Annotated in this window: 19 protein-coding genes; 9 read left to right on the plus strand and 10 right to left on the minus strand. The window is 69.4% G+C overall.

What is annotated here, in order from left to right:
• Positions 1 to 488 precede the first annotated feature (488 nt).
• A complete protein-coding gene (gene smc / locus APZ21_RS17400) occupies positions 489 to 4,106 on the minus strand; it encodes a chromosome segregation protein SMC (RefSeq protein ID WP_054814308.1) in 3,618 nt (1,205 codons plus the stop codon).
• 240 nt (positions 4,107 to 4,346) lie between these two features.
• Between smc and APZ21_RS17405 the strand changes: the two genes are divergently transcribed.
• Positions 4,347 to 6,551, plus strand: coding sequence for a hypothetical protein (locus tag APZ21_RS17405; protein WP_156371130.1), 2,205 nt, complete (start codon positions 4,347 to 4,349; stop codon positions 6,549 to 6,551).
• 77 nt (positions 6,552 to 6,628) lie between these two features.
• On the opposite strand, the gene APZ21_RS17410 is transcribed toward APZ21_RS17405, so the two are convergent.
• Positions 6,629 to 7,054 carry a DUF1707 SHOCT-like domain-containing protein gene (locus APZ21_RS17410; RefSeq protein ID WP_054814310.1) on the minus strand — a complete coding sequence of 142 codons (426 nt, stop codon included), beginning with the start codon at positions 7,052 to 7,054 and terminating at the stop codon, positions 6,629 to 6,631.
• Positions 7,055 to 7,113: 59 nt separating this feature from the next.
• Between APZ21_RS17410 and APZ21_RS17415 the strand changes: the two genes are divergently transcribed.
• The 3 genes from APZ21_RS17415 (at position 7,114) to APZ21_RS17425 (ending at position 9,955) form a co-directional block, all read left to right on the plus strand.
• On the plus strand, positions 7,114 to 8,100 hold the full coding sequence (locus APZ21_RS17415; protein WP_162240347.1) for an MspA family porin: 987 nt from the start codon (positions 7,114 to 7,116) through the stop codon (positions 8,098 to 8,100).
• Between the two features lie 146 nt (positions 8,101 to 8,246).
• Positions 8,247 to 9,332 carry an S-(hydroxymethyl)mycothiol dehydrogenase gene (locus tag APZ21_RS17420; protein WP_054814448.1) on the plus strand — a complete coding sequence of 362 codons (1,086 nt, stop codon included), beginning with the start codon at positions 8,247 to 8,249 and terminating at the stop codon, positions 9,330 to 9,332.
• On the plus strand, positions 9,329 to 9,955 hold the full coding sequence (locus APZ21_RS17425) for an MBL fold metallo-hydrolase (protein ID WP_054814312.1): 627 nt from the start codon (positions 9,329 to 9,331) through the stop codon (positions 9,953 to 9,955). Before APZ21_RS17420 ends, APZ21_RS17425 begins: the two co-directional genes overlap by 4 nt.
• A gap of 33 nt (positions 9,956 to 9,988) precedes the next feature.
• Here the strand turns inward: APZ21_RS17425 and APZ21_RS17430 are convergent, their stop codons facing one another.
• From APZ21_RS17430 to APZ21_RS17460, 7 genes are all read right to left on the minus strand, one after another.
• Positions 9,989 to 10,438: a DUF350 domain-containing protein gene (locus APZ21_RS17430; protein ID WP_054814313.1), complete on the minus strand. Its 450-nt coding sequence runs from the start codon at positions 10,436 to 10,438 to the stop codon at positions 9,989 to 9,991.
• Positions 10,439 to 10,466: 28 nt separating this feature from the next.
• Positions 10,467 to 11,633, minus strand: coding sequence for a glutathionylspermidine synthase family protein (locus APZ21_RS17435; RefSeq protein ID WP_054814314.1), 1,167 nt, complete (start codon positions 11,631 to 11,633; stop codon positions 10,467 to 10,469).
• Complete coding sequence (locus APZ21_RS17440; RefSeq protein ID WP_239476676.1) at positions 11,633 to 12,343, minus strand: hypothetical protein; 711 nt, start codon at positions 12,341 to 12,343, stop codon at positions 11,633 to 11,635. Before APZ21_RS17440 ends, APZ21_RS17435 begins: the two co-directional genes overlap by 1 nt.
• A gap of 28 nt (positions 12,344 to 12,371) precedes the next feature.
• Positions 12,372 to 12,680, minus strand: coding sequence for an acylphosphatase (locus APZ21_RS17445; RefSeq protein ID WP_054814315.1), 309 nt, complete (start codon positions 12,678 to 12,680; stop codon positions 12,372 to 12,374).
• Positions 12,681 to 12,754: 74 nt separating this feature from the next.
• Entirely contained in the window at positions 12,755 to 13,225 is a 471-nt protein-coding gene (locus tag APZ21_RS17450; RefSeq protein WP_054814316.1) for an OsmC family protein, read from the minus strand.
• A 127-nt stretch (positions 13,226 to 13,352) separates the two neighbouring features.
• Complete coding sequence (locus APZ21_RS17455; protein WP_054814450.1) at positions 13,353 to 14,057, minus strand: response regulator; 705 nt, start codon at positions 14,055 to 14,057, stop codon at positions 13,353 to 13,355.
• A gap of 214 nt (positions 14,058 to 14,271) precedes the next feature.
• Entirely contained in the window at positions 14,272 to 16,887 is a 2,616-nt protein-coding gene (locus APZ21_RS17460; protein WP_082393186.1) for a sensor histidine kinase, read from the minus strand.
• A gap of 204 nt (positions 16,888 to 17,091) precedes the next feature.
• Here APZ21_RS17460 and APZ21_RS17465 point away from each other — a divergent pair, with 204 nt between their 5' ends.
• From APZ21_RS17465 to APZ21_RS17475, 3 genes are all read left to right on the plus strand, one after another.
• Complete coding sequence (locus APZ21_RS17465) at positions 17,092 to 17,685, plus strand: TetR/AcrR family transcriptional regulator (protein WP_054814317.1); 594 nt, start codon at positions 17,092 to 17,094, stop codon at positions 17,683 to 17,685.
• Positions 17,686 to 17,761: 76 nt separating this feature from the next.
• Positions 17,762 to 18,499, plus strand: coding sequence for an SDR family NAD(P)-dependent oxidoreductase (locus APZ21_RS17470; protein WP_054814318.1), 738 nt, complete (start codon positions 17,762 to 17,764; stop codon positions 18,497 to 18,499).
• Positions 18,499 to 18,702, plus strand: coding sequence for a tautomerase family protein (locus APZ21_RS17475; protein ID WP_054814319.1), 204 nt, complete (start codon positions 18,499 to 18,501; stop codon positions 18,700 to 18,702). The genes APZ21_RS17470 and APZ21_RS17475 overlap by 1 nt, the downstream gene beginning before the upstream one ends.
• 112 nt (positions 18,703 to 18,814) lie before the next feature.
• On the opposite strand, the gene APZ21_RS17480 is transcribed toward APZ21_RS17475, so the two are convergent.
• Positions 18,815 to 19,642: an SDR family oxidoreductase gene (locus tag APZ21_RS17480; protein ID WP_054814320.1), complete on the minus strand. Its 828-nt coding sequence runs from the start codon at positions 19,640 to 19,642 to the stop codon at positions 18,815 to 18,817.
• Between the two features lie 147 nt (positions 19,643 to 19,789).
• Here APZ21_RS17480 and APZ21_RS17485 point away from each other — a divergent pair, with 147 nt between their 5' ends.
• Positions 19,790 to 20,239: a helix-turn-helix transcriptional regulator gene (locus tag APZ21_RS17485; protein ID WP_054814321.1), complete on the plus strand. Its 450-nt coding sequence runs from the start codon at positions 19,790 to 19,792 to the stop codon at positions 20,237 to 20,239.
• 5 nt (positions 20,240 to 20,244) lie between these two features.
• Positions 20,245 to 20,655: a VOC family protein gene (locus tag APZ21_RS17490; protein WP_054814322.1), complete on the plus strand. Its 411-nt coding sequence runs from the start codon at positions 20,245 to 20,247 to the stop codon at positions 20,653 to 20,655.
• Positions 20,656 to 20,675 lie beyond the last annotated feature (20 nt).

Below are 20,675 nucleotides of genomic sequence, written 5' to 3' on the forward strand. Positions count from 1 at the left end.
GCCGCCGTATCCCCTGCCCGCCGACGATCGGCGCGCACACGCGCGGGCGCGTCGGCGCGGCGACGGCGGCGCGATGGCAAGCGGCGCGACGCCCGACCAGCGGGCGGCGGGCCGCCGAAACAGCGGCGGACGGGTCCGCCCATCCCCTGTCGCCGCAACGGTGCGCGGCTTATCGGGCACCGCCGCGCGGGGAGATATTCGTCACTCGCGCCCGGTCCGGCGCGGCGAGCGTCCGCCACTCTCGTCACGCCGTGCGCGGGGCGGCGGCGAGCACCGAGGACGCTCCCAGTTCGCCGTCGGCGCGTCGACGCCGTTGGATGGCAACGCATCCGGGGAGCGCACGGCCGAATACCACGACGTGCGAGCGTATGTCGAGACCGATGGCGGCCGATTCCGGCTCGCCCCAAGCCGATCCGTGACGCGAGCCGATGGCGGTGGATGCCGCCGGGGACTCCGCACCGACGAACGCGACGCCGGAATCCGCGAACTCAGCCTGTCGCGCTGACCCGGGTCGGCGTCTCCGCGCGCAAGCGCTGGGAGATGACCTGGGTGATGCCGTCGCCGCGCATGCTGACGCCGTAGAGGGCGTCGGCGATCTCCATGGTCGGCTTCTGGTGGGTGATGACGATGAGCTGACTCTTCTCCCGCAACTGTTCGAACAGACCGATCAGCCGTCGCAGGTTGGTGTCGTCGAGCGCGGCCTCGACCTCGTCCATGACGTAGAACGGGGATGGTCTGGCCCGGAAGATGGCGACCAGCAAGGCGACCGCGGTCAGCGACTTCTCACCACCGGACAGCAGCGACAGCCGCTTGACCTTCTTGCCCGGCGGGCGCGCCTCGACCTCGATACCGGTGGTCAGCATGTCGGAGGGGTCGGTCAATACCAGCCTGCCCTCGCCGCCGGGGAACAGTTTTGCGAAGACCCCGACGAATTCGCGTTCGACGTCCTCGTACGCCTCGGTGAACACCTGGAGGATGCGGGCGTCGACCTCGGCCACGACGTCGAGCAGGTCCTTGCGCGCGTTCTTGACGTCCTCGAGTTGGGTGGAAAGGAAGTTGTAGCGCTCCTCGAGCGCGGCGAACTCCTCGAGCGCGAGCGGGTTCACCTTGCCGAGGGTGCCCAGATCCTTCTCGGCGCGTTTGGCCCGGCGTTCCTGGGAGGCGCGATCGTAGGGCATGGGCGCGGGCGGGGTGACCTGCTCACCGCGTTCCTTGGCCTGCTCGTACTCCTGCCACTCCAGATCCGAGGGCGGCAGCGGCACGTCGGGACCGTATTCGGCGATCAGATCCGCCAAGGCGATGCCGAACTGTTCGGCGATGGTCGTCTCCAACTGTTCGATGCGCAGCGCGGCCTGCGCCTTGGCGACCTCGTCGCGATGCACCGCGTCGGTGAGCTGGGCCAACTGCGCGCCGAGGGCGCGCACCCGCTCCTTGAGTTGATCGACCTGCGCGGCGACCTCGCTGCGCCTGCGCACCAGATCGTCGCGCCGCGCGCCCGCCTCGGCGACGACCCTGTCCAGTTCGGCCGCGATACGCGCGCCGGATTCGGCGACGGCCGCAGCCAGCGCGGCGGCCTTCTTGCGCGCGGCCTGCGCACGTTCGGCGCGCGCCCTGGTCTCGCGTTCGGCGCGCGCGGCGCGGCGCAGCGAATCAGCTTTGCCACGCACCGATTCCGCGCGTTCCTCGGCCGTGCGCACCGCCAGACGCGCCTCCACCTCCAGTGACCTGGCCTCGGCGAGCGCGGCGGCGGCCTCCTCGCGTGCACGGCCCGCGGCCTCGGTGCCCGCCCCGCCCGAACCGTCGGAGTCGGCGCCTTGTTCGAGTTCCACCGCGCGCAGCCGATCCTCGAGTTCGGCCAGCGCGGTCAGCGACTCCTCGCGGCCCGCCTCGGCGTCGTCGCGCTGGGCGGCGAGCCGTTCGCTGTCGGCACGAGCCGAGCGCGCGGCATGGCCGAGGCGCCCGAGCCGGTCGTAGATCGCCAGCAGGGCCTGATCGGATTCGTGCAGGGCGAGCAGGGCCTGATCCACCGCGTCCTTGCGGTCGGCCTGTTCGTCCAGCGCGCCCGACAGCGCCGCCTCCAGCTCCTCGGCCCGGCGCTGTGAGGCGCTCAACTCGGCCGCGGCGGCGTCGATGTCGGCCTGGATCTCGAGCCGGCTGGGGGCGCGATCGGAACCGCCGAGCACCCAGCCGCTACCCGCGAGATCGCCCTCGCGGGTGACGACCCGCAGGTCCGGTCGGGCCGCGAGCAGGTCGGCTGCGGCGGTGAGGTCGTCGACCACCGCGACACCCGCGGTCAGCGCCGCGACCGCGCCGCGCATATCGTCCGGGCAGTCCACCACCTCGACGAGCCTGCGCGCGGATCCGGGCAGCGGGTCGTCCGCCGCGGTCGAGGCGGGCGCGCAACCGAAGACGAGTCCGGCTCGGCCGCCGTCGGCCTCCTTCAAGGCGCGCAGTGCGGCATGGGCGGTCTCGCCGGAGTCGGCGGTCACGGCGTCGGCGAGCGGCCCCAGCGCGGCGGCGACCGCGGCCTCGTATCCACCGCTCACCCGCAGCATTCCCGACAGCGGGCCGAGCAGACCGTCGGCGCGGTGTTCGGTCAGCCATGCCGCGCCGTCGCGTCGGGCCAGGTTCATGCCGAGCGCCTCGATGCGCGCGGACAGCGAGGCGACCCTCTTGCCCGCCTCACGATCTTGTTCGCGCAGTTCGGCGACGCGGCGGTCGGCCATGTCCTTGGCCTGCACCGCGTGTTCGTGCTGGGCGTCGAGTCCTTCCTCGCCCGCGTCGAGTTCGCTCAATTCCTGCTGGACCGCCTCGAATTCGGCCTCCGCGGCGTCACCGCGCTGCCGGGCGTCGGTAATGGCCACGGTGAGCCGGACGATCTCGGCGTCCACCGACTGCGCGCGGGCACGCAGGGTCTCGACCTGACCCGCCAGTCGCGCCAGCCCTTCGCGCCGGTCGGCGATGGCGCGCACGGCCGCGAGATGGGCCGCCTCGGCCGACTTGGCCGCGTGCTCGCGTTCGGCGAGAGCGTCGCGCGCCGATTCGAGGGTTTCGGCGGCCATCTCGACCGCCGCGCGCAACTCCAGTTCCTCGGACTCGACCCTGGCTGCCTCGGCCTCGAGCTGATCGGGATCGCGGCCGGTGCCGACCTGCGCCTGCGTGTCCAGGTGGCGGGCGCGGTCGCCCGCGATGCGGATGGTGGCGTTCACGCGCTCGGCCAGCGCCGACAGCTGGAACCAGCTCTGGGCGGCGGCCTCGGCGCTCGGGGTCAGCCGCGACAGCTGGAATTCCTGCTCGGCGAGTGCGGCATTGCCCGCGTCGAGTTCGGATTGCACCGTGATCTGCTGTTCGCGTGCGTAGGCTTCCTTGCTCTGCCGGCTCGCCAGTTCCTGCCGCCGGGTCACCAGATCGTCGGCGGCCAGCCGCAGCCGGGCATCGCGCAGGTCGGCCTGTACGGTCTGCGCGCGCCGCGCCACCTCGGCCTGGCGCCCGAGCGGTTTGAGTTGACGGCGCAATTCGGTGGTGAGGTCGGTGAGGCGCGCCAGATTGGCCTGCATCGCCTCGAGCTTGCGGACCGCCTTCTCCTTGCGTTTGCGGTGTTTGAGCACACCGGCGGCCTCCTCCACGAAGGCGCGGCGGTCCTCGGGCCGCGATTCGAGGATCGCCGAGAGTTGGCCCTGACCGACGATGACGTGCATCTCCCGGCCGATACCGGAGTCGCTGAGCAATTCCTGCACGTCCATGAGACGGCAGGAGTTGCCGTTGATCTCGTATTCGCCCGCGCCGTCGCGGAACATGCGCCGGGTGATGGAGACCTCGGCGTAGTCGATGGGCAGCGCGCCGTCGGAGTTGTCGATGGTCAGGGTCACCTCGGCGCGACCCAACGGCGCGCGCCCGGACGTGCCCGCGAAGATCACGTCCTGCATCTTGCCGCCGCGCAGCGCCTTCGCACCCTGCTCGCCCATGACCCAGGTCAGGGCGTCGACGACATTGGACTTACCCGAACCGTTGGGGCCGACCACGCAGGTGATCCCCGGTTCGAAGCGCAATGTCGTCGCGGACGCGAAGGATTTGAACCCCTTCAACGTCAGACTCTTCAGGTGCAAATTCGGCTGACCTTTCCGTCTGTCGTCCCCCGACGGCCGGACGACCGGACATCGTATCCACCGGCCACCCCGACCGGCACGCGGCTCGCTCCAGGTTATCGACTCCCGCGACGATATCGGATCTCCCGGTGTGCCCGGTGTTTGCCGTGTGTCGAACCGTCCGCAAAGTCTGCGACGATGGCGGACTTGGGAATACCATCCTCCTGATTCGCCAGCAGAATGTTGTTCGGGAGTTCGCCGATGCCAGCCCCCCTGACCGGGACCAGCACCGGGTACCGGCTTGTCCGTATCACCGCATTGGTGCTGGGCAGCTTGATTTTCCTCTACGCCTGCGAGCGGAGTCGCAGTTCGATGCTGTCGGATGTGTGGGGCGAACTCCTGCTCGCCGCCGGACTCGGGGTCGCGGGCATCGCCGCGGCCTGGTTCGAGATCAGCCTGAGTAACAGGGCCGAGGAACTCGAGACCGACGAGGCCGACGAGACCGGGCAGAGCGGCGAATTCCTCCTGCAATCGGAGAATCGGACGATTCGGGCCCGAATCGCACCGTCGGGCAATCTGGTGTTCCACGGCCGGGAGAGCACCGACGGACCGGAATCGCACGAATGGTCATGGACCTTCCGGCCCGATACCTTCCCCGCCATCAAGACCGCACTCGGCGGAGGACCGGGCGAACTGGTGGAACTACTGGAAAGTGTGGTGCCACAACTGGACAGACCCAGCCGCCGGGATCCCGGCGCCTGGGTGCGCGCGCACGGCATCCCCGCGACCTATCGCGAGAAGGGCGACAATCCCAGCCTGGCCACTCGCAAACTGCCCATCATCAAACGCGGCCTGCCGCGTGAGGTGCAGGCAGGTCGGGCCGGTGTCCCGGTGGCCGCGTTCATCGAGCAGCGGCACGAGAGCGCCGCCCGGTGGTCGGCTCCCACCTCGGGGCCGCGCCCGCGGGTCACGGCCGAGGGCGGGGCGCCGAGGGTCGCGACGCCGTCGCGGATCGGACCGCGTGGGCGGAACGAGACCCTCGCGGACCCGTCCGACGACGAGGACTATGAGCACGAGAACCCGCCGTCGTTGCGCGAACGACTAGGCATGGCCCGCACCCTGCTCGCCCGCGCCATCCCGGGTCGCCGCGACGACTACGACGAGGACGACCTCGACGACTACGACGAGGAGGAGGATCCCGTAGACGACGACATCGCGGCAGCGGCCGACGCAGCGGAAGACCGATTCGTCCGGGTCGCGGACCGTTCGCGCGGACCTCGACGGGCCGACTACGACGATTACCGCGATTACGACGTCGACTACGAGGACGTGCCGCGCGGCAGGCGCGCGCGAGCCGCCGATTCGGCGCGCCGCCCGAACCGGGTCGCGCCACGACCGAACGAACGCGACGGCCGGACTCCCGCGCGATCCGCCCGCGCCGAATCGGCGGAACGAACGCCGCACCGGACCGCGCGGGCGACAGCGGCGAAGGGAAGCGCCGAAACCCGGACCCCGACGGGGCCGCAGGACCGGATCACCGGTGCGAAGACCATCCGCGGCGCACGGGAGCACAGCGGCTCCAATGGCACGCACCCGGATCGCGTCGCCGCCGACCGCACCGGCCGCGCGAGCGCACCCGGGACCGGACCCGACCGGGCGATCGGACCGCGTCCCGAGCGAACCGGACGCCCCGGCTCCCCCGATCAGGCCGAACCGGCGCGGCGATCGGACCGCGCGCCCGCTCCCGCCCGGACGAAGCGGACCACCGATCGCGCGGGGGTCGAGACATCCGGCCGGGCAACACCTTCCGCGCGCCAGGACCGTTCCGTCGCGGACCGGCGAACGCCCGCGCCACCGACCCCGGTACGCGGCGAGGTGGAATCGCCCGCCCGCGGCGAACGCGCACCGTCGACCAGCCGTCGTCGCCTGGTAGACGATATCGCGGGACGCACCCCCGGCCGCGCTCACGAGGAGGACGCCCGTCGCGGACGCTCGTCCGAGCGCGGCGGCCCCGGCGCGAACCATCCGCCGTCCGTGCCGAATCGCACCGTGAGCCGATCACCGCACAGTCCCGACGCCGGCGCTTACGCCCCCCGATCCCGCGACGGCGCGGCGCGGGATCGCGCCGCGCCGTCACACCCGGTGGGAGATTTCGCGAATCCGTCGTCCGGCGGCCGCCGTCCCACCGGCTCGACACCGCGCGCGCGTGATGTCGACCCCGCCGATTCGGGTCGTCACGGCGGCCGACCGCACGGCGGGGACGACGGCGATCGCGCCGCGCCGCGCCGATCCGCCCCCGCCGTCGACGGCCGTGCGGGCGCCGATCCCCGCAATGGTCGCTCGACACCCGACCCGCTGGTGTCCGGCCCGCGTTCGGCGCGCCCCCGGCACGGATTCGACGACGATGACGATTACGACCGGGAAGCGCGGCGCGATCACCGGACCCGCCCGCGCCACGGCCGCTGAACTCCGCGCCGTCCCTTCGGAATCGGCGGCGGCCGGGCGGGGAGGGTTCGGCGGTGGTTTCGCGCCGATGCTCGCGCTCAGGCGCGACGGCCGCACCCGTGCCCGGATTCGAACCCGGTCACCATGCGAAAGACCAGGACCGCGCCCCACGGGCCGATGACCCAGACGGGCCAGAAGTAGGTGAATTCCCCGACGCCGAGCGAGACAGCCGCCCAGATGATCAGAACCAGCACGCTGACCGCCGCCCAGCTGCCCGCCTCGATGCGCTGCCAGAGCGGGAGCCGGCGGCGACGGCCGTCGGTGGCGATGATCCGTTTCGGCGCCGCGGGCAGGTCGGCGAGTACGAGACGTAGGTCATCACGGGTGGTGGCGCCGTAGACGGTGGCCACCCGCTGATCGTATTCGGCGAGATCGATTCGGCCGTCGGTCAGATGGGCGGCCAACTGGCGAACCACGGCGTCGCGTTCCGCGTCCGACGCGCGCGTTCCGGTCGCGATGTCCATATCCGATTCCTTCGAGCTGATATTCCATATTGGAAGGTAGATCCAGCATGAACCCTCCTATGTGGAATGTCAAGAGGCGCGGCACTTCCGAGTCGGCGGCGATACCTCATGGTCACCGGGAAGCCGCCACAGCGTTTACCTATGAACGAGCGGACAACGAGCCGTATCGGTCGGATCACGCGGCCGCCCAACAGGGGGAGATTAGCTATCAATTAGCTATCCTTGGCGTTATGTTGCGGACCATACGGAGAGTTGGTTTCACCGCCTCAGCATTGGCGATACTGCCGCTGCCGACCGCGCATGCCGATATCGTCAACCTTCCCCCCCACGAGAAGACCTTCGAATCGGAGGTCGGCAATTTCACGGTCGGTACACGCGACGAAGTCATCAATCGCATCCCCCCGTTGAACGGCGTACGCACCAGCTACGAAGCCCTGGTCAGCAATGTCGCCTACGCCCGGATCGATGGGCAGGCCGAGGGCACGCTCAAGACCGGCTACTACGTCGGCTGCGCGGCCAAACTGGATGTCGTGACGCCGGGCATCGCCCCCAGCCTGGAATTCGGGATCGAGGGACCGCAGCAGAACTACTTGACGGAGCAGGCGCAGACATACACGACGGAGCAGGCGCAGGCCCAGACCTCGGAACAGGCCCGGTCGCGCACCGTCGAGCAGACGGGTACGGGCGATCCGACGCGATCGCGGACGCAGGAGTTCGGGCAGTCGCGAACGCGGGAGTTCGGCCAGTCGCAGGAGTTCGAATCGGGGCAGGCGCAGGAGTTCAACGGCATCACCCCCTCCGTCACGGTTGACCCGGGCCCGAACCTGGAGTTCGACATCAAGGCCGGTGACATAGTGACCGTCGAGATCGGGAAAGGCAAGGCACTCATCCCGGGCAAGACCGTCCAGATCGTGACTCGCGACTTCTACATCAAGGTCGACGGCTGCATCGGCCCGGTCACCGTCCGCCAGTACAGCTCCGTGGAAGCCCGAACCCCCGAAGTCGATGACAGCGGAGCGGTGTTCGGCGACCCCACCGGACTGTAGCGGCGGCGGAGCAGAGCACTCACGCAGTTACCGACGATCCTGGCCGGCACGCCCCGCCACCGGCGAGGGCGACGTGGCGCGGTAGCCGGGCGCACGGCAGGATGAGCCGTGCCACAGTGGCAGGCCAGACCCTCGAGGAGGTATTCGTGTCGGAAACCGTGCGCGGTGTCATCGCCCGCGCCAAGGGCGCTCCGGTCGAAATCGTCGACATCGTCGTCCCCGATCCCGGTCCACAGGATGTGGTGGTGCGGATCCAGGCGTGCGGCGTCTGCCACACCGACCTGCACTACCGCGAGGGCGGCATCAACGACGAATTCCCCTTCCTGCTCGGTCACGAGGCCGCGGGCATCGTGGAATCCGTCGGCGAGCGGGTCAGCCACGTGGCCGTCGGCGATTTCGTCGTGCTGAACTGGCGCGCGGTCTGCGGGGAGTGCCGCGCGTGCAAACGCGGGCGACCCTGGTACTGCTTCGACAGCGGTAACGCGAGCACGCCCATGACCCTCGCCGACGGCACCGCGCTCAGTCCGGCTCTCGGCATCGGCGCGTTCGCCGACAAGACCCTCGTGCACGAGAGGCAGTGCACCAAGGTCGCCCCCGACACCGATCCGGCCGTCGCCGGACTGCTCGGCTGCGGTGTCATGGCGGGTATCGGCGCGGCGATGAACACCGGCAACGTCTCGCGCGGTGACACCGTCGCGGTCATCGGCTGCGGTGGGGTCGGCGATGCCGCCATCGCTGGCGCGCGGTTGGCCGGGGCCAAGACCATCATCGCCGTCGATCGCGACAGCGCGAAGCTGGACTGGGCCCGCGAATTCGGCGCGACCCACACCGTCGACGCGAACGTCGAGGACGCGGTGGAGCGCATCAAGGAACTCACCGACGATTTCGGCGCGGACGTCGTCATCGACGCCGTCGGCCGCCCGGAGACCTGGAAGCAGGCATTCTACGGACGGGATCTGGCGGGCACGGTCGTGCTGGTCGGCGTGCCGACCCCGGATATGACACTGGAGATGCCGCTGATCGACCTGTTCTCCCACGGCGGCTCGCTCAAATCCTCGTGGTACGGCGACTGCCTGCCCGAACGCGATTTCCCCATGCTCGTCGACCTGTATCGCCAGGGCAGGCTGCCGCTGGACAAGTTCGTCACCGAGCGGATCGCGTTGGAGGACGTCGAGGCCGCCTTCCACGCCATGCACGGTGGCAAGGTGCTGCGCTCGGTGGTGGTGTTGTGACCGCGCGCATCGATCGGGTGGTCACCTCGGGCACCTTCTCTCTCGACGGCGGCACCTGGGATGTCGACAACAATGTCTGGCTCGTCGGCGACGACCGCGAGGTGCTGGTCATCGACGCCGCGCACGACGCGGACGCCATCGTCGCGGCGGTCGGCGACCGCGATGTCGTCGCGGTGCTGTGCACGCACGGCCACAACGACCATGTCACGGTCGCACCGGAATTGAGCCGTCGCCTGGACGCGCCGATCCTGTTGCATCCGGCCGACGAACCGCTGTGGCGCATGACCCATCCGTCCGTCGACTACCGGTCGCAGGCCGACACCCCGCGAATCACGGTGGCGGGCATGGATATCGACATCCTGCACACCCCGGGCCACTCGCCCGGTTCGGTCAGCCTGTACGCCCCCGACCTGTCGGCGCTGTTCACCGGCGACACCCTGTTCAACGGTGGTCCGGGCGCGACGGGTCGCTCCTACTCCGATTTCGACACCATCATCGACTCCATCCGCACCCGGCTGCTCACCCTGCCAGAGGACACGACCGTGCGCACCGGTCACGGTGACGGCACCACCATCGGCGCGGAGAAGCCCGCGCTCGCGGACTGGATAGCCCGCGGACACTGATCCGGCGCCGGACCCGGAATCTCCGGGTCCGGCCTACAGGATGGCGAAGGCGACGACGAAACCGAGGCCGAAGTGCGCGGCCGCGACCACGAGCACCTCGGTGGTGTATGTCGGCGAATGCAGTGCCGCGCCGATGTCGATACCGAGCGCCTTCTCCAGCACGCGCACCGATATCACCTGGGCGACGATGCCGACCAGGCCGTACACCAGCGCGGCGATGAGCCCCTCGGAGAGTTTGCCCGCCGAGGAGTAGATCGCCAGCACCACGATGACGGCCATGCTGAGGATGCCCGCGGCGGTCACGATGATGGCGTTAGGCTTGCCCTCACCGACCAGCTTGTGCAGCTTCCCGGGGGTGGTCAGGTCGATGGCGTAGAAGCCGATGAGCATCAGCACCAAGCCGATCACGGCGTAGAGGAGTATGGCGCCGACCCCTTGGCCGAGCGAACTCCAGTACCCCGATTCGAGGGCGACCGCGGTCATCGATGGTCCTTCCTGAACATCCGTATGTCTAATCCGTGGGAATGCGGTGCGGGACGAAGGCGGCGCCGTCGTCGGTGATCAAGCCTGCGGTCTCCCTGATGCCGAGGCCCGCAGAGGTGTCCCCGACGATCCACGCGCCCAGCACCGGGCGCATGTCGTCGAATTCCGGGAGTGGGTCGAGCAATTGGTAGACGAAACCCTCTTCGCCGTAGACGCCGCCGGTCGCCGTCTCCAGCCCCGCGCCGACGATCGTCATATTCGCGCCCTCGCGGCCCAGTTTCGGTTTGCGAATGTACTCGGTGAGTTCGTGCGGCTCATCGATGTAGGCGGGCAGCAGATTCGGATGTCCGGGATACATCTCCCACAGCACCGCGAGAATCGCCTTGTTGCTCAGCAGCGTCTTCCACAGCGGTTCCACCCACGTGGTCTCCGGCAGCGACCGCACGACCCGTTTGCCGAAATCGTCGTCGAGCACCCACTCCCATGGGTAGAGCTTGAAGGCGGCCTCGATCGGCGCCTCCGCGAGGTCGACGAAACGTTCCAGCTCCGAATCGAATCCGATCTCCTCGATCGGCAGCGCGATGGTGTCGAAACCCGCCTCGGCGGCGGTTTCCTGCATATACGCCGTGGTGACATTGTCCTCACCGGTGGCGTCCGCGCCCGACCAGCTGAAATGCAGTTGCGGCGTGGGCAGTATGTCGCGCAGTTCGCCCCAGCGTTCGACGAGCTTCTCGTGCAGTGAATTCCACTGGTCGTCGTCGGGATACACCGTGGTGAGCCAGTGCCACTGCACGATCGCCGCCTCGAGCAGCGAGGTCGGGGTATCGGCGTTGTATTCCAGCAGTTTCGCCGGGCGGCGAGCGTCGTAGCGCAGGTCGAAGCGGCCGTAGACGTGCGGATCGGATCGCCGCCACGATTGCGCGATGGGTTCCCAACTCCATTCCGGCAGACCGAAATCCCGGAACCGTTCGGTCAGCACCACGTGTTCGACGGCGTGCAGGCACATCGAATGCAGCAGTTCCACATCGGCCTCGAGCGCCAATATCTCCGGCATGTCGAATTCGTAGTGCACCGTTTCGTCCCAGTACGGGCGTGGCTGTCCGCTCGCGTCGCGCCCCGGCGCGCCGTATACCAGTCCCTGGCCTTCGATGATCTGCTGCCAGCCTGCCCTTGGAGCCCCGCGCACCCGCCGCATTACGAGCCGCCCCCGGTGCTCTTGCTGCCGAGTCCGCCGCGCTGAATGGTGGTACCGGTCTTGGTCTTGATCTCCGCGCCCTTGGGCCGGACCGTGGTCGCGCCGGTGGGCGCTTTGCCCACGGTGGTGCTGCCGCCGTAGTAGTACCGGTACTGCGGCCAGCCGCCGAGTACGACGATGCCGCCGCCGTGACCGCGCGAGCTGTCGTCGTCGACGAATCCGGCCTGTCCCGGTTGGCAGTACTTGTCCTCGACCACGACCTCCTGGCCGTTCTCGTTGATCTGCACGCAGGACGCGGTCACCCGGTCCGGTGCCGTCAGCGCCCGGTAGGCGAGGTAGCCGCCGCCCACGAGTCCGGCCACGCCCACGACGGCGACTCCGCCGATCAGCACGCGATTGCGGGTGCGCCGTTTGGCGTCGGCGACGGAGGCGGCGGCGCGCTTGGTCTCCTCGGCGCGTTTGCGCGCCTTGTCGCGCGCCCTGGCCTCGGCGACCGTCGGCGGACGCGGCTGGGTCACGCCCGGCTCCTGGCGCTCGATGCTGCCCTGCCGCGGCGCGCCCTGCTCCTGCGGTCCGGGCGGGAACGGCGGCTGCCCGCCGACGGGCGGATGCGGCGGCACGCCACCGGCCCCGGGCGGCGGCGCCGAACCGGGCGGCTGATCACCCGAGCCGGAGCCGTCCGCCGAATCTCCCGGTCTCCCCGTAGTCAACGCACCCTCCCCTGCACCGTCGAATCCACTACCGCTCCTCGAATACGGACATATCGCCGCGCGCGGGCTCCCAGCTTTCCACAACCAGGGTCACCCGACCAGCGGTGTCGCCCGAGCGCAACATCTCGAGCAGCCGCAGGCAGGCCGCGCGCGATCCTTCGGCGACCACGTGCACGCGGCCGTCGGGCGCGTTCCTGGCGTAGCCGGTGAGGCCGAGTTCCAGCGCCCGCGAACGGGTCCACCAGCGGAATCCGACACCCTGTACGGCACCGTGCACCCAGGCGCTGAGCCGCGCGTCGCCGCCGGGCCCGGATCCGGCCGCTGGTATCTCACCCATGCGCAGACGATAACGGGTGCGATGCCGACCGTCCTACCGCACGGTCGACTCGCGGCGTCCGCCGACTCCGCGAATCAGGAATCGACCTCGAACGACAACGTCACCTTGGACCCCGCTTTCAGCGTGCGGCCCACCGTGCACACCTTGTCGACGGCGCGCTGCACGGTCACCAGCAGGCGTTCGCGGGCCTGCTCATCGAGTTCGCTCAGGTCGAGTTCGAAGACCTCGTCGAATTGCGGATACACCTCGTTCTCGCGATCGGCGTCGCCGGAGACGCGGATGGTGGCGTCGAAACTGCCACCGAGGCGGCGCGCCAGCGGCAGGTCGGCGCTGAGCCCCGTGCACGCGGCCAGCGCGATCTTCAGCAGTTCACCGGGGGTGAACCGGCCGGGCACGCCCTGCGAACCCACCAGCACCTCGGCGCCCCGGGAGCTGCGACCGACGTATTCACGGGTCCCCGTGCGCTCGACCCACAGCGTGGTCGGCGCGGCGTCTGCGGTGCTCGCGGGGGCGGCGGTATTCGGCGCCGGGGTGTTCTCAGCCATGTGGTCGATCCTGCCATCGTCGTCGGAACGTCCGACACACCGGCAATCCGGTCGTCGGACTCCCGTGCCAACGTCGACCGGGCGCGCGGACATTCCGGCCGGGACCGCCGTCCCGACACGGATCGGGTCACTCCTGGAATCGATACCCCATACCGGCCTCGGTGAGCAGATGCTTCGGACGCGCCGGATCGTCCTCGAGTTTGCGCCGCAATTGCGCGAGATATACCCGCAGATAGTGGGTTTCGGTGGCGTAGGAGGGTCCCCACACCTCGCGCAGCAGTTCCTTGCGGCCGACGAGTTTGCCGCGATGGCGCACCAGCATCTCGAGCATTCCCCATTCGGTGGGCGTGAGGTGCACGGCCTCGCCGTTCTTGGTGACCTTCTTCGAGGCGAGGTCGACGGTGAACGACGGGGTCACCACCACCGGATCGCTGACATCGGCGTCGACCCCGCGCCGGACCGCCGCGCGCAACCGTGCCAGCAGTTCGTCCATGCCGAACGGTTTGGTGACGTAGTCGTCGGCGCCCGCGTCCAGCGCCTCGACCTTATCGGCGGAATCGGTGCGCGCCGAGAGCACGATCACCGGGGCGGTGGTCCATCCGCGCAGTCCCGCCAGCACCTCGATACCGTCCATATCGGGCAGTCCGAGATCGAGGATCACCACATCGGGATGTTTGTCGGCCGCCGCGCGCAGGGCGGACGCGCCGTCGCCGGCGGTGATCACTTCGTAGCCGCGCACCGACAGGTTGATCCGCAGCGCCCGCACGATCTGCGGTTCGTCGTCGACGACGAGGACCTTGGTGGCCGGGCCGTCCGTTTTCTTGTCGGTCATCGAGACTTCGGTCCGCCTCTCCGTGCACTGTGCACGCGTCCGTTCGATCACGGTCGTTGTCATCATCGGCCACCGACTTCGTTCCGCGTCGGACCCGCATCGGTCGGCGAGCCCGCGGGGTACGGCGTCCGCGCCGTCCAACTCGGTTCGGCTGCCTCGGCCACCGAACACGGCTCGACCCGGCATCGGGCGGTGTTTCCGTTCGGCACGATTCTCATCGCCCGCCACCGACGTCCCCACTCGTTCGGGCAGCGCCGTGCACGACCGGGCCCGCGACCACCTCCGGTGACGGGTGCGAGCCGTCCACGGCGGCTTCGTCGGCCTGCGGCGAGTCGGACGTGGGACTCTCGACCGCCGCCAGATCCACGATCATGGTCAGGCCGCCGCCGGGGGTGGGCTCGGCGTGGACCGTGCCGCCCATCGCTTCCACGAAGCCGCGCACGACCGACAGCCCCAGACCGACACCGGTGGTGTTGTCGCGGTCACCCAACCGCTGGAACGGTTCGAACAACTGCTCCTCGGTGCCCGGCGGAATGCCCGGTCCCACGTCGATGACGGCGATGCTGACCCGGTCCCCGATTCGTTCCGCGGTGATCCGCACCGGTGTGTCACGCGGGGAATGCCGCAGCGCGTTGTCGATCAGATTGGCCACCGCACGCTCGAGCAGACCGCTGTCGGCGCGCACCGAGACATCGCCCACCTCCACCTCGACCCGCTTCATCGCCGCCCGGCGCAGTCCTCTGGCTCCCATACCCAGGCTCACCAGCGCCCGGTGCACGACCTCGTCCAGGTACACCCGGCGCAACTGCGGCGCTACCACGCCCACGGCCAGCCGGGAGGAATCGAGCAGATTGCCGACCAGAGCGGTCAGCTGATCCACCGACTCCTCTATGGCTTCGAGCAGCTCGGCGGTGTCCGCGGCGGAGAATTCCACGTCGTCGCTGCGCAGGCTCGACACCGCCGCCTTCGCTCCCGCCAGCGGCGTGCGCAGATCGTGGCTGACCGCCGACAGCAGCGCCCGCCGCAGCCGGTCCGCCTCGAGCAGCGCCGCCGCGGCCTTGGCCTCCTCGGCGAGTCCGGCCTGCTTCACCAGTCCCGCGGCCTGATTGGCGACGGCATTGAGCACCGGTCGCTCGCGCGGGGACAGCGGGCGCCCCGAGAGCAGCAGCCAACTGGTGGTGTCGCCCGCCTCGATCACGGTCTCGGCATCGGCACGGCGCGTCGGCGGATCGGTGCCGACCGCCGCGATCACCTTGTCACCGCACAGCATGCTGACCGCTCGCAATCCGTAGGTCTCGCGGACCTGTTCGAGCAGGTTGGGCAGATCCGCGCCGTGCAGCACCGCGCCCGCGAACATGGTCAGCAATTCGGCCTGGCGCGAGGCCCGGCGGGCCTGCGCGGTGCGCGCGGCGGCCTCGTCGACGAGTGCCGCCACCGCCACCGCGACGATGAGCAGCACCACCACGGTCACGAAACTGTCCGGCTCGGCGATGGTGAGGCTGTAGCGAGGGTCGGTGAAGAACCAGTTGAGCAGCAGTCCGGAGAGCAGCGCCGAGAAGGCCGCGGGCACGACGCCGCCCAACAGCGCCACCGCCACGACGCCGATGAAGAAGATGGCGCTGACTCCGCCGAGTTGCAGATAGTCGTCGAGCACCACCGCGCTCAGCGCGCACACCAGACCCGGCACGAGAATCGCCGCGGGCCAGGCCAATACCGGTCGGCGCGGCGTGAAGCGGCGACGACTCGGCCCGCGGCCGGCCTCCTCGTGGGTGACCATGTGCACGTCGATCTTGCCCGAGCGCTGCACCACCGTTGCGCCGATTCCCTCGTCGAGGATGCGGGCCCACCGCGAGCGCCGCGACGTGCCGAGGACCAACTGGGTCGCATTGACCTCGCGTGCGAATTCCAGTAGCGCGGTGGGCACATCCTCACCGGTCACCGTATGCAGGGTGGCGTCGAGACTGGCGGCGAGATCCCGGAGCCGCGCCAACCGCTGCGCCGACACACCGGCCAGACCGTCGCCGCGCACCACGTGTACGACGACGAGATCCGCGCTGGACTTGGTGGCGATGCGGCTCGCCCGCCGCACCACGGTCTCGGATTCGGGTCCGCCGGTGACGGCGACGACGACCCGTTCGCGCGCCTCCCAGATCTCGGTGATCTTGTGGTCGGCACGGTATTTCGCGAGCGCGGCGTCGACCTGATCGGCGAGCCACAGCAGTGCGAGTTCACGCAGCGCCGTGAGGTTTCCGGGCCGGAAGTAGTTGCGCAGGGCCGCGTCGACCCTGTCGGCGGCGTAGACATTGCCGTGGGACATCCTGCGCCGCAGCGCTTCCGGGGTGATGTCGACCAACTCGACCTGATCCGCCCCGCGCACGACCGCGTCGGGCACGGTCTCGTGCTGGGTTATCCCGGTGATCTGCTCGACCACGTCGTTGAGGCTCTCGAGGTGCTGCACGTTCACCGTGCAGATCACGTCGATGCCGGCCTCGAGCAGTTCCTCGACGTCCTGCCAGCGCTTCTCGTTCGCACTTCCCGGCGTATTGGTGTGCGCGAGTTCGTCGACCAGCACCACGGCCGGTTTGCGGCGCAGCACCGCCTCGACGTCGAGTTCGGGGAATGCCGTGCCCCGGTAGAGCACCGATTTGGTGGGAATCCGCTCGATGCCCTCGAGCAATTGGGCGGTCTTGGCCCGGCCGTGGGTCTCGACCACCGCGGCCACCACGTCGCGGCCCCGTTCGAGCCGCCGATGTGCCTCCGCCAACATGGCGTAGGTCTTGCCCACACCCGGTGCCGCTCCCAGATAGATCCGCAGCCGCCCACGCCTCACCGTCGCCGAACCCTTCCCTGACCTCCTGCCACCACGCGCCTGCCACCCGAAGCCGGCGGCACGTCCATGAACTCCAGTGTCGACTCTCCGACTGTAGGCCCCAGATCAGGCGAAACGGGGATTCTTTAGCGGTATCCATACGGTGAACACGTCGTGGGTCGCCCCGACATTGCGTTAGTAGACGACCGGTCGTATATTATTCGCATGGCGCGACCGCGACGCAACGACGACACGAGGCGACTGCTGGTGGAGCAGGGCACGGCCGAATTCCTCACTAGCGGCTATCACGGCACCGGCATCAAACAGGTCCTCGATGCCGTCGGCGTCCCGAAGGGCTCGTTCTACAACTACTTCGACAGCAAGGAGACTTTCGCCCGAGCTGTCGTCGAGCACTACTCCGCCTGCACCCAGCGGGACCTGGCCGCCGCGCTCGGCCCGGCTCCCGATCCGCTCACCGGACTGCGCATGTTCTTCACCGGTCTGATGGACGGGTTCACCGCCTCGGAATTCACTGGCGGCTGCCTCATCGCGAACCTCGGGGCCGAGATCGAGGGCAGCAGCGAACCCGTGCGAGCATCGCTGTCGGCGGCCTTCGACCGATGGCGCGACGGGGTCGCCGACGCCTTGCGGCAAGCGCAGGAACAGGGTTCGATCCGCACCGACATCCCCGCGCGCGAGCTGGCGGATCTGCTCATCGAAGCGTGGGAGGGCGCGGTGATCCGCATGAAGATCGACCGCTCGATCGAGCCGCTGCGCACCTGCCTGCGCCGACTGCTGGACGACTACTTCCGCCCCTGAGATACCCACCGCCCTTCCCGGTCGTCTCGCCACACTCATTCCAAGACGACCGGTCGTATCAAGAGAAGGAGACAGAATGCCCACCAAGACGGTCATCGTGACCGGATCCTCGAGCGGGATCGGCCGCGATATCGCGCGCGCGTTCATCGATCGCGGCGACGCGGTCGTACTCAACGGGCGCGACCCGGACAAACTCGCCGCGGTCGCCGAGCAACTGGGCGCACCCGAGCGGGTGGCCCGGGTCGCGGGCGATATCGGTTCGCCCGCAACGGGTTCGGAACTGGTACGGCTCGCGGTCGAACGATTCGGCCGGGTCGACGCGCTGGTCAACAACGCGGGCGTATTCGGCGCGAAACCCTTCGTTGAGGTCACCGAGGCGGATCTGGACCGCTATATCGGCGGCAATCTCAAGGGCACCTACTTCACCACCCAGGAGGTGGTGCGACAGCTGATCCGACAGGGCGATGGCGGCAGCATCGTCAATATCGGCACCGTGCTCATCGACCACGCACTGGCCGGACTGCCCGCCTCCGCCGCACTCGTCACCAAAGGAGGTGTACACGCGCTGACCACCAGTCTCGCCGCCGAGCTGGCCGCGCACGGCATCCGGGTCAACGCGGTGGCGCCCGGCATCATCCGCACCCCGCTGTTCGACGACGCGGACGTGGACTCCTTCGCAGGGCTGGCACTGCTCGACCGCATCGGCGAGGTCGCCGAAACCACCGCGGCCGTGCTGTATCTGGTCGACGCCGCGTTCACCACCGGTCACATCCTCCCCGTCGACGGCGGGTTCATCTCGGGAAGGGCAGCGTAATGCCGTACGTGAACATCAAGGTCACCGACGAGGGCGTCACGCCCGAACAGAAGTCGCGGCTCATCGCCGGGGTCACCGAACTGCTCTACGACGTGCTCGGCAAAGCGCCGGAGAGCACCTACGTGGTGATCGATGAAGTGGCGCTCACCGATTGGGGTGTCGGCGGCATGAACGTCGAACAATGGCGCGCGCGCCGATCCTGAATCGCGCACGGCGGGCGCGGCCGGTCCGCGTCCGTCCACGCACGGCCCGACGCCGGTTCGGTCGCGGCGTCGGCGCCGTCCCGCGCGGCCCGGTCGGACGCCGGGCGGACCCTCACCGTCGGCGCGCCGCCGCGCCGGCCGTCGCGGCCACCACACCGCCGTCGACCAGCAGATCGATCCCGGTGATGTAACTCGCCTCGGGACCGAGCAGAAAGGCCGCGGCACCCGCGATATCGGCGGGCGTGCCGATACGGCCGGTACCCGAGGAACCGATCATCTCGCGCATCACCGCGCCGGATTCGCCGTCGAGTTCGGCGCGGCCCATCGCGGTGCTGATCACGCCAGGACTGATGCTGTTGACCCGCGCGCCGCGCGCACCCCAGCTTCGGCAGGCGACTCGCACACGTAATTGATTGGCGCGCTTGGCGATGGCATAGGCCTCGGCCGGTTCGGTGATACCGCCGAGGAACGGCAGCGCGAGCAGTTCGTCCGACGGCGTCGACGCCAGCGCGGTCTCCATCTCGGCGGGCAGATGTCCGGCGACCAGACTGCCCGCCATGCTCGCGATGACGACCGCCGCGCCGCCCGCCGCGATCACGAGCTCGAATTCGTCGAGGAAATAGGCGACGCCCGCCAGGTCGACGCCGAGTATGGCGGGCACCTGCGCCTGGACCGGCGAGAGTCCCGCCGTATGCGCGACCGCCGTGATGGGCCCCGAATCGGCTGCCGCGGCGGCCAATTCGGCGACCGATTCGCGCCGGGACACGTCCACCACGTGCGGCCGGACCTCGTAGCCCTCCCCCGCCAACTCGCCGCCGACCCGGTCGAGCGCGGCCTGGTCGAAGTCCGCGATCACCACCGTGCGCCCCGGGCCGAGACGGCGGGCTATCGCCGCGCCGATACCGCCCGCGCCGATCACGACCAGAACCTCGCTCATCATGCTCCTTCGCCGATGAAGCTCATCATGCTCCCTCGCCGATAAGTACGAGACGATGCCCCGGTACGCACAGCCGGCATCCCGCCGTGCCGATGACGCGCGCACACCGCGGACTGGGCAACTCCGGCCCGGCATGGCACGATCGTCCAGGTGACCAGCAAACCCGTCACCGACGATCACCTGCGCGACCTGGCTCGTCTGCGCCGGGTGCGCGATCGGATCGATCGGGAGTACGCGCGTCCGCTGGATGTCGAGGCGCTGGCCCGCGACGCGCACATGTCGGCGGGGCATCTGAGCCGCCAGTTCAAACTCGCCTACGGCGAATCGCCGTACTCCTACCTCATGACGCGCCGCATCGAGCGCGCGATGGCGCTGCTGCGCCGCGGCGACATGAGCGTCACCGAGGCGTGCTTCGAGGTCGGCTGCCAATCGCTGGGCACCTTCAGCACCCGGTTCACCGAACTGGTCGGCATGACGCCGAGCGCCTACCGCCGCCAAGCCGCCGAGGCGACCGAGGGTATGCCCTCGTGCGTGTCGAAACAGGTGACCAGACCGATCAGGAATCGAGAAGCGCGGGCAGACGAGCCGCAATTAGCCTGACCGCTATGAACATCACCATCCACTCGAGTTTCCTGCCGCACAACGACCCGGACGCCGCACTGGCCTTCTACCGCGACACCCTCGGCTTCGAGGTCCGCAACGACGTCGGGTACCAGGGTCTGCGGTGGATCACCGTGGGACCGCCGGAGCAGCCCGCGACCTCCATCGTCCTGCATCCGCCCGCCGTGGATCCCGGTATCACCGAGGAGGAGCGCAAGACCATCGTCGAAATGATGGCCAAGGGCACCTACGGCGGCATCCTGCTGGCCACCAAGGATCTGGAGGGCACCTTCGAGAAGCTCCAGGCCACCGACGCCGACATCGTGCAGGAACCCACCGATCAGCCCTACGGCGTGCGTGACTGCGCCGTACGCGATCCCGCGGGCAACCTGATCCGCATCCAGCAGGCGAGCTGAACCGACCCCGAGGAGACACG

This window comes from Nocardia arizonensis, assembly GCF_001310275.1.
Classification (GTDB): Bacteria; Actinomycetota; Actinomycetes; order Mycobacteriales; family Mycobacteriaceae; genus Nocardia; species Nocardia arizonensis.

Excerpts from the sequence above, each read along its gene's own strand:
- APZ21_RS17455 (WP_054814450.1), bottom strand. The coding sequence starts at position 14,057 with ATGACCGACAAGAAAACGGACGGCCCGGCCACCAAGGTCCTCGTCGTC.
- APZ21_RS17410 (WP_054814310.1), bottom strand. The coding sequence starts at position 7,054 with ATGGACATCGCGACCGGAACGCGCGCGTCGGACGCGGAACGCGACGCC.
- APZ21_RS17470 (WP_054814318.1), top strand. The coding sequence starts at position 17,762 with ATGCCCACCAAGACGGTCATCGTGACCGGATCCTCGAGCGGGATCGGC.
- APZ21_RS17480 (WP_054814320.1), bottom strand. The coding sequence starts at position 19,642 with ATGATGAGCGAGGTTCTGGTCGTGATCGGCGCGGGCGGTATCGGCGCG.
- APZ21_RS17475 (WP_054814319.1), top strand. The coding sequence starts at position 18,499 with ATGCCGTACGTGAACATCAAGGTCACCGACGAGGGCGTCACGCCCGAA.
- APZ21_RS17465 (WP_054814317.1), top strand. The coding sequence starts at position 17,092 with ATGGCGCGACCGCGACGCAACGACGACACGAGGCGACTGCTGGTGGAG.
- APZ21_RS17405 (WP_156371130.1), top strand. The coding sequence starts at position 4,347 with ATGCCAGCCCCCCTGACCGGGACCAGCACCGGGTACCGGCTTGTCCGT.
- APZ21_RS17445 (WP_054814315.1), bottom strand. The coding sequence starts at position 12,680 with ATGGGTGAGATACCAGCGGCCGGATCCGGGCCCGGCGGCGACGCGCGG.
- APZ21_RS17435 (WP_054814314.1), bottom strand. The coding sequence starts at position 11,633 with ATGCGGCGGGTGCGCGGGGCTCCAAGGGCAGGCTGGCAGCAGATCATC.
- APZ21_RS17415 (WP_162240347.1), top strand. The coding sequence starts at position 7,114 with ATGTGGAATGTCAAGAGGCGCGGCACTTCCGAGTCGGCGGCGATACCT.
- APZ21_RS17450 (WP_054814316.1), bottom strand. The coding sequence starts at position 13,225 with ATGGCTGAGAACACCCCGGCGCCGAATACCGCCGCCCCCGCGAGCACC.
- APZ21_RS17490 (WP_054814322.1), top strand. The coding sequence starts at position 20,245 with ATGAACATCACCATCCACTCGAGTTTCCTGCCGCACAACGACCCGGAC.
- APZ21_RS17430 (WP_054814313.1), bottom strand. The coding sequence starts at position 10,438 with ATGACCGCGGTCGCCCTCGAATCGGGGTACTGGAGTTCGCTCGGCCAA.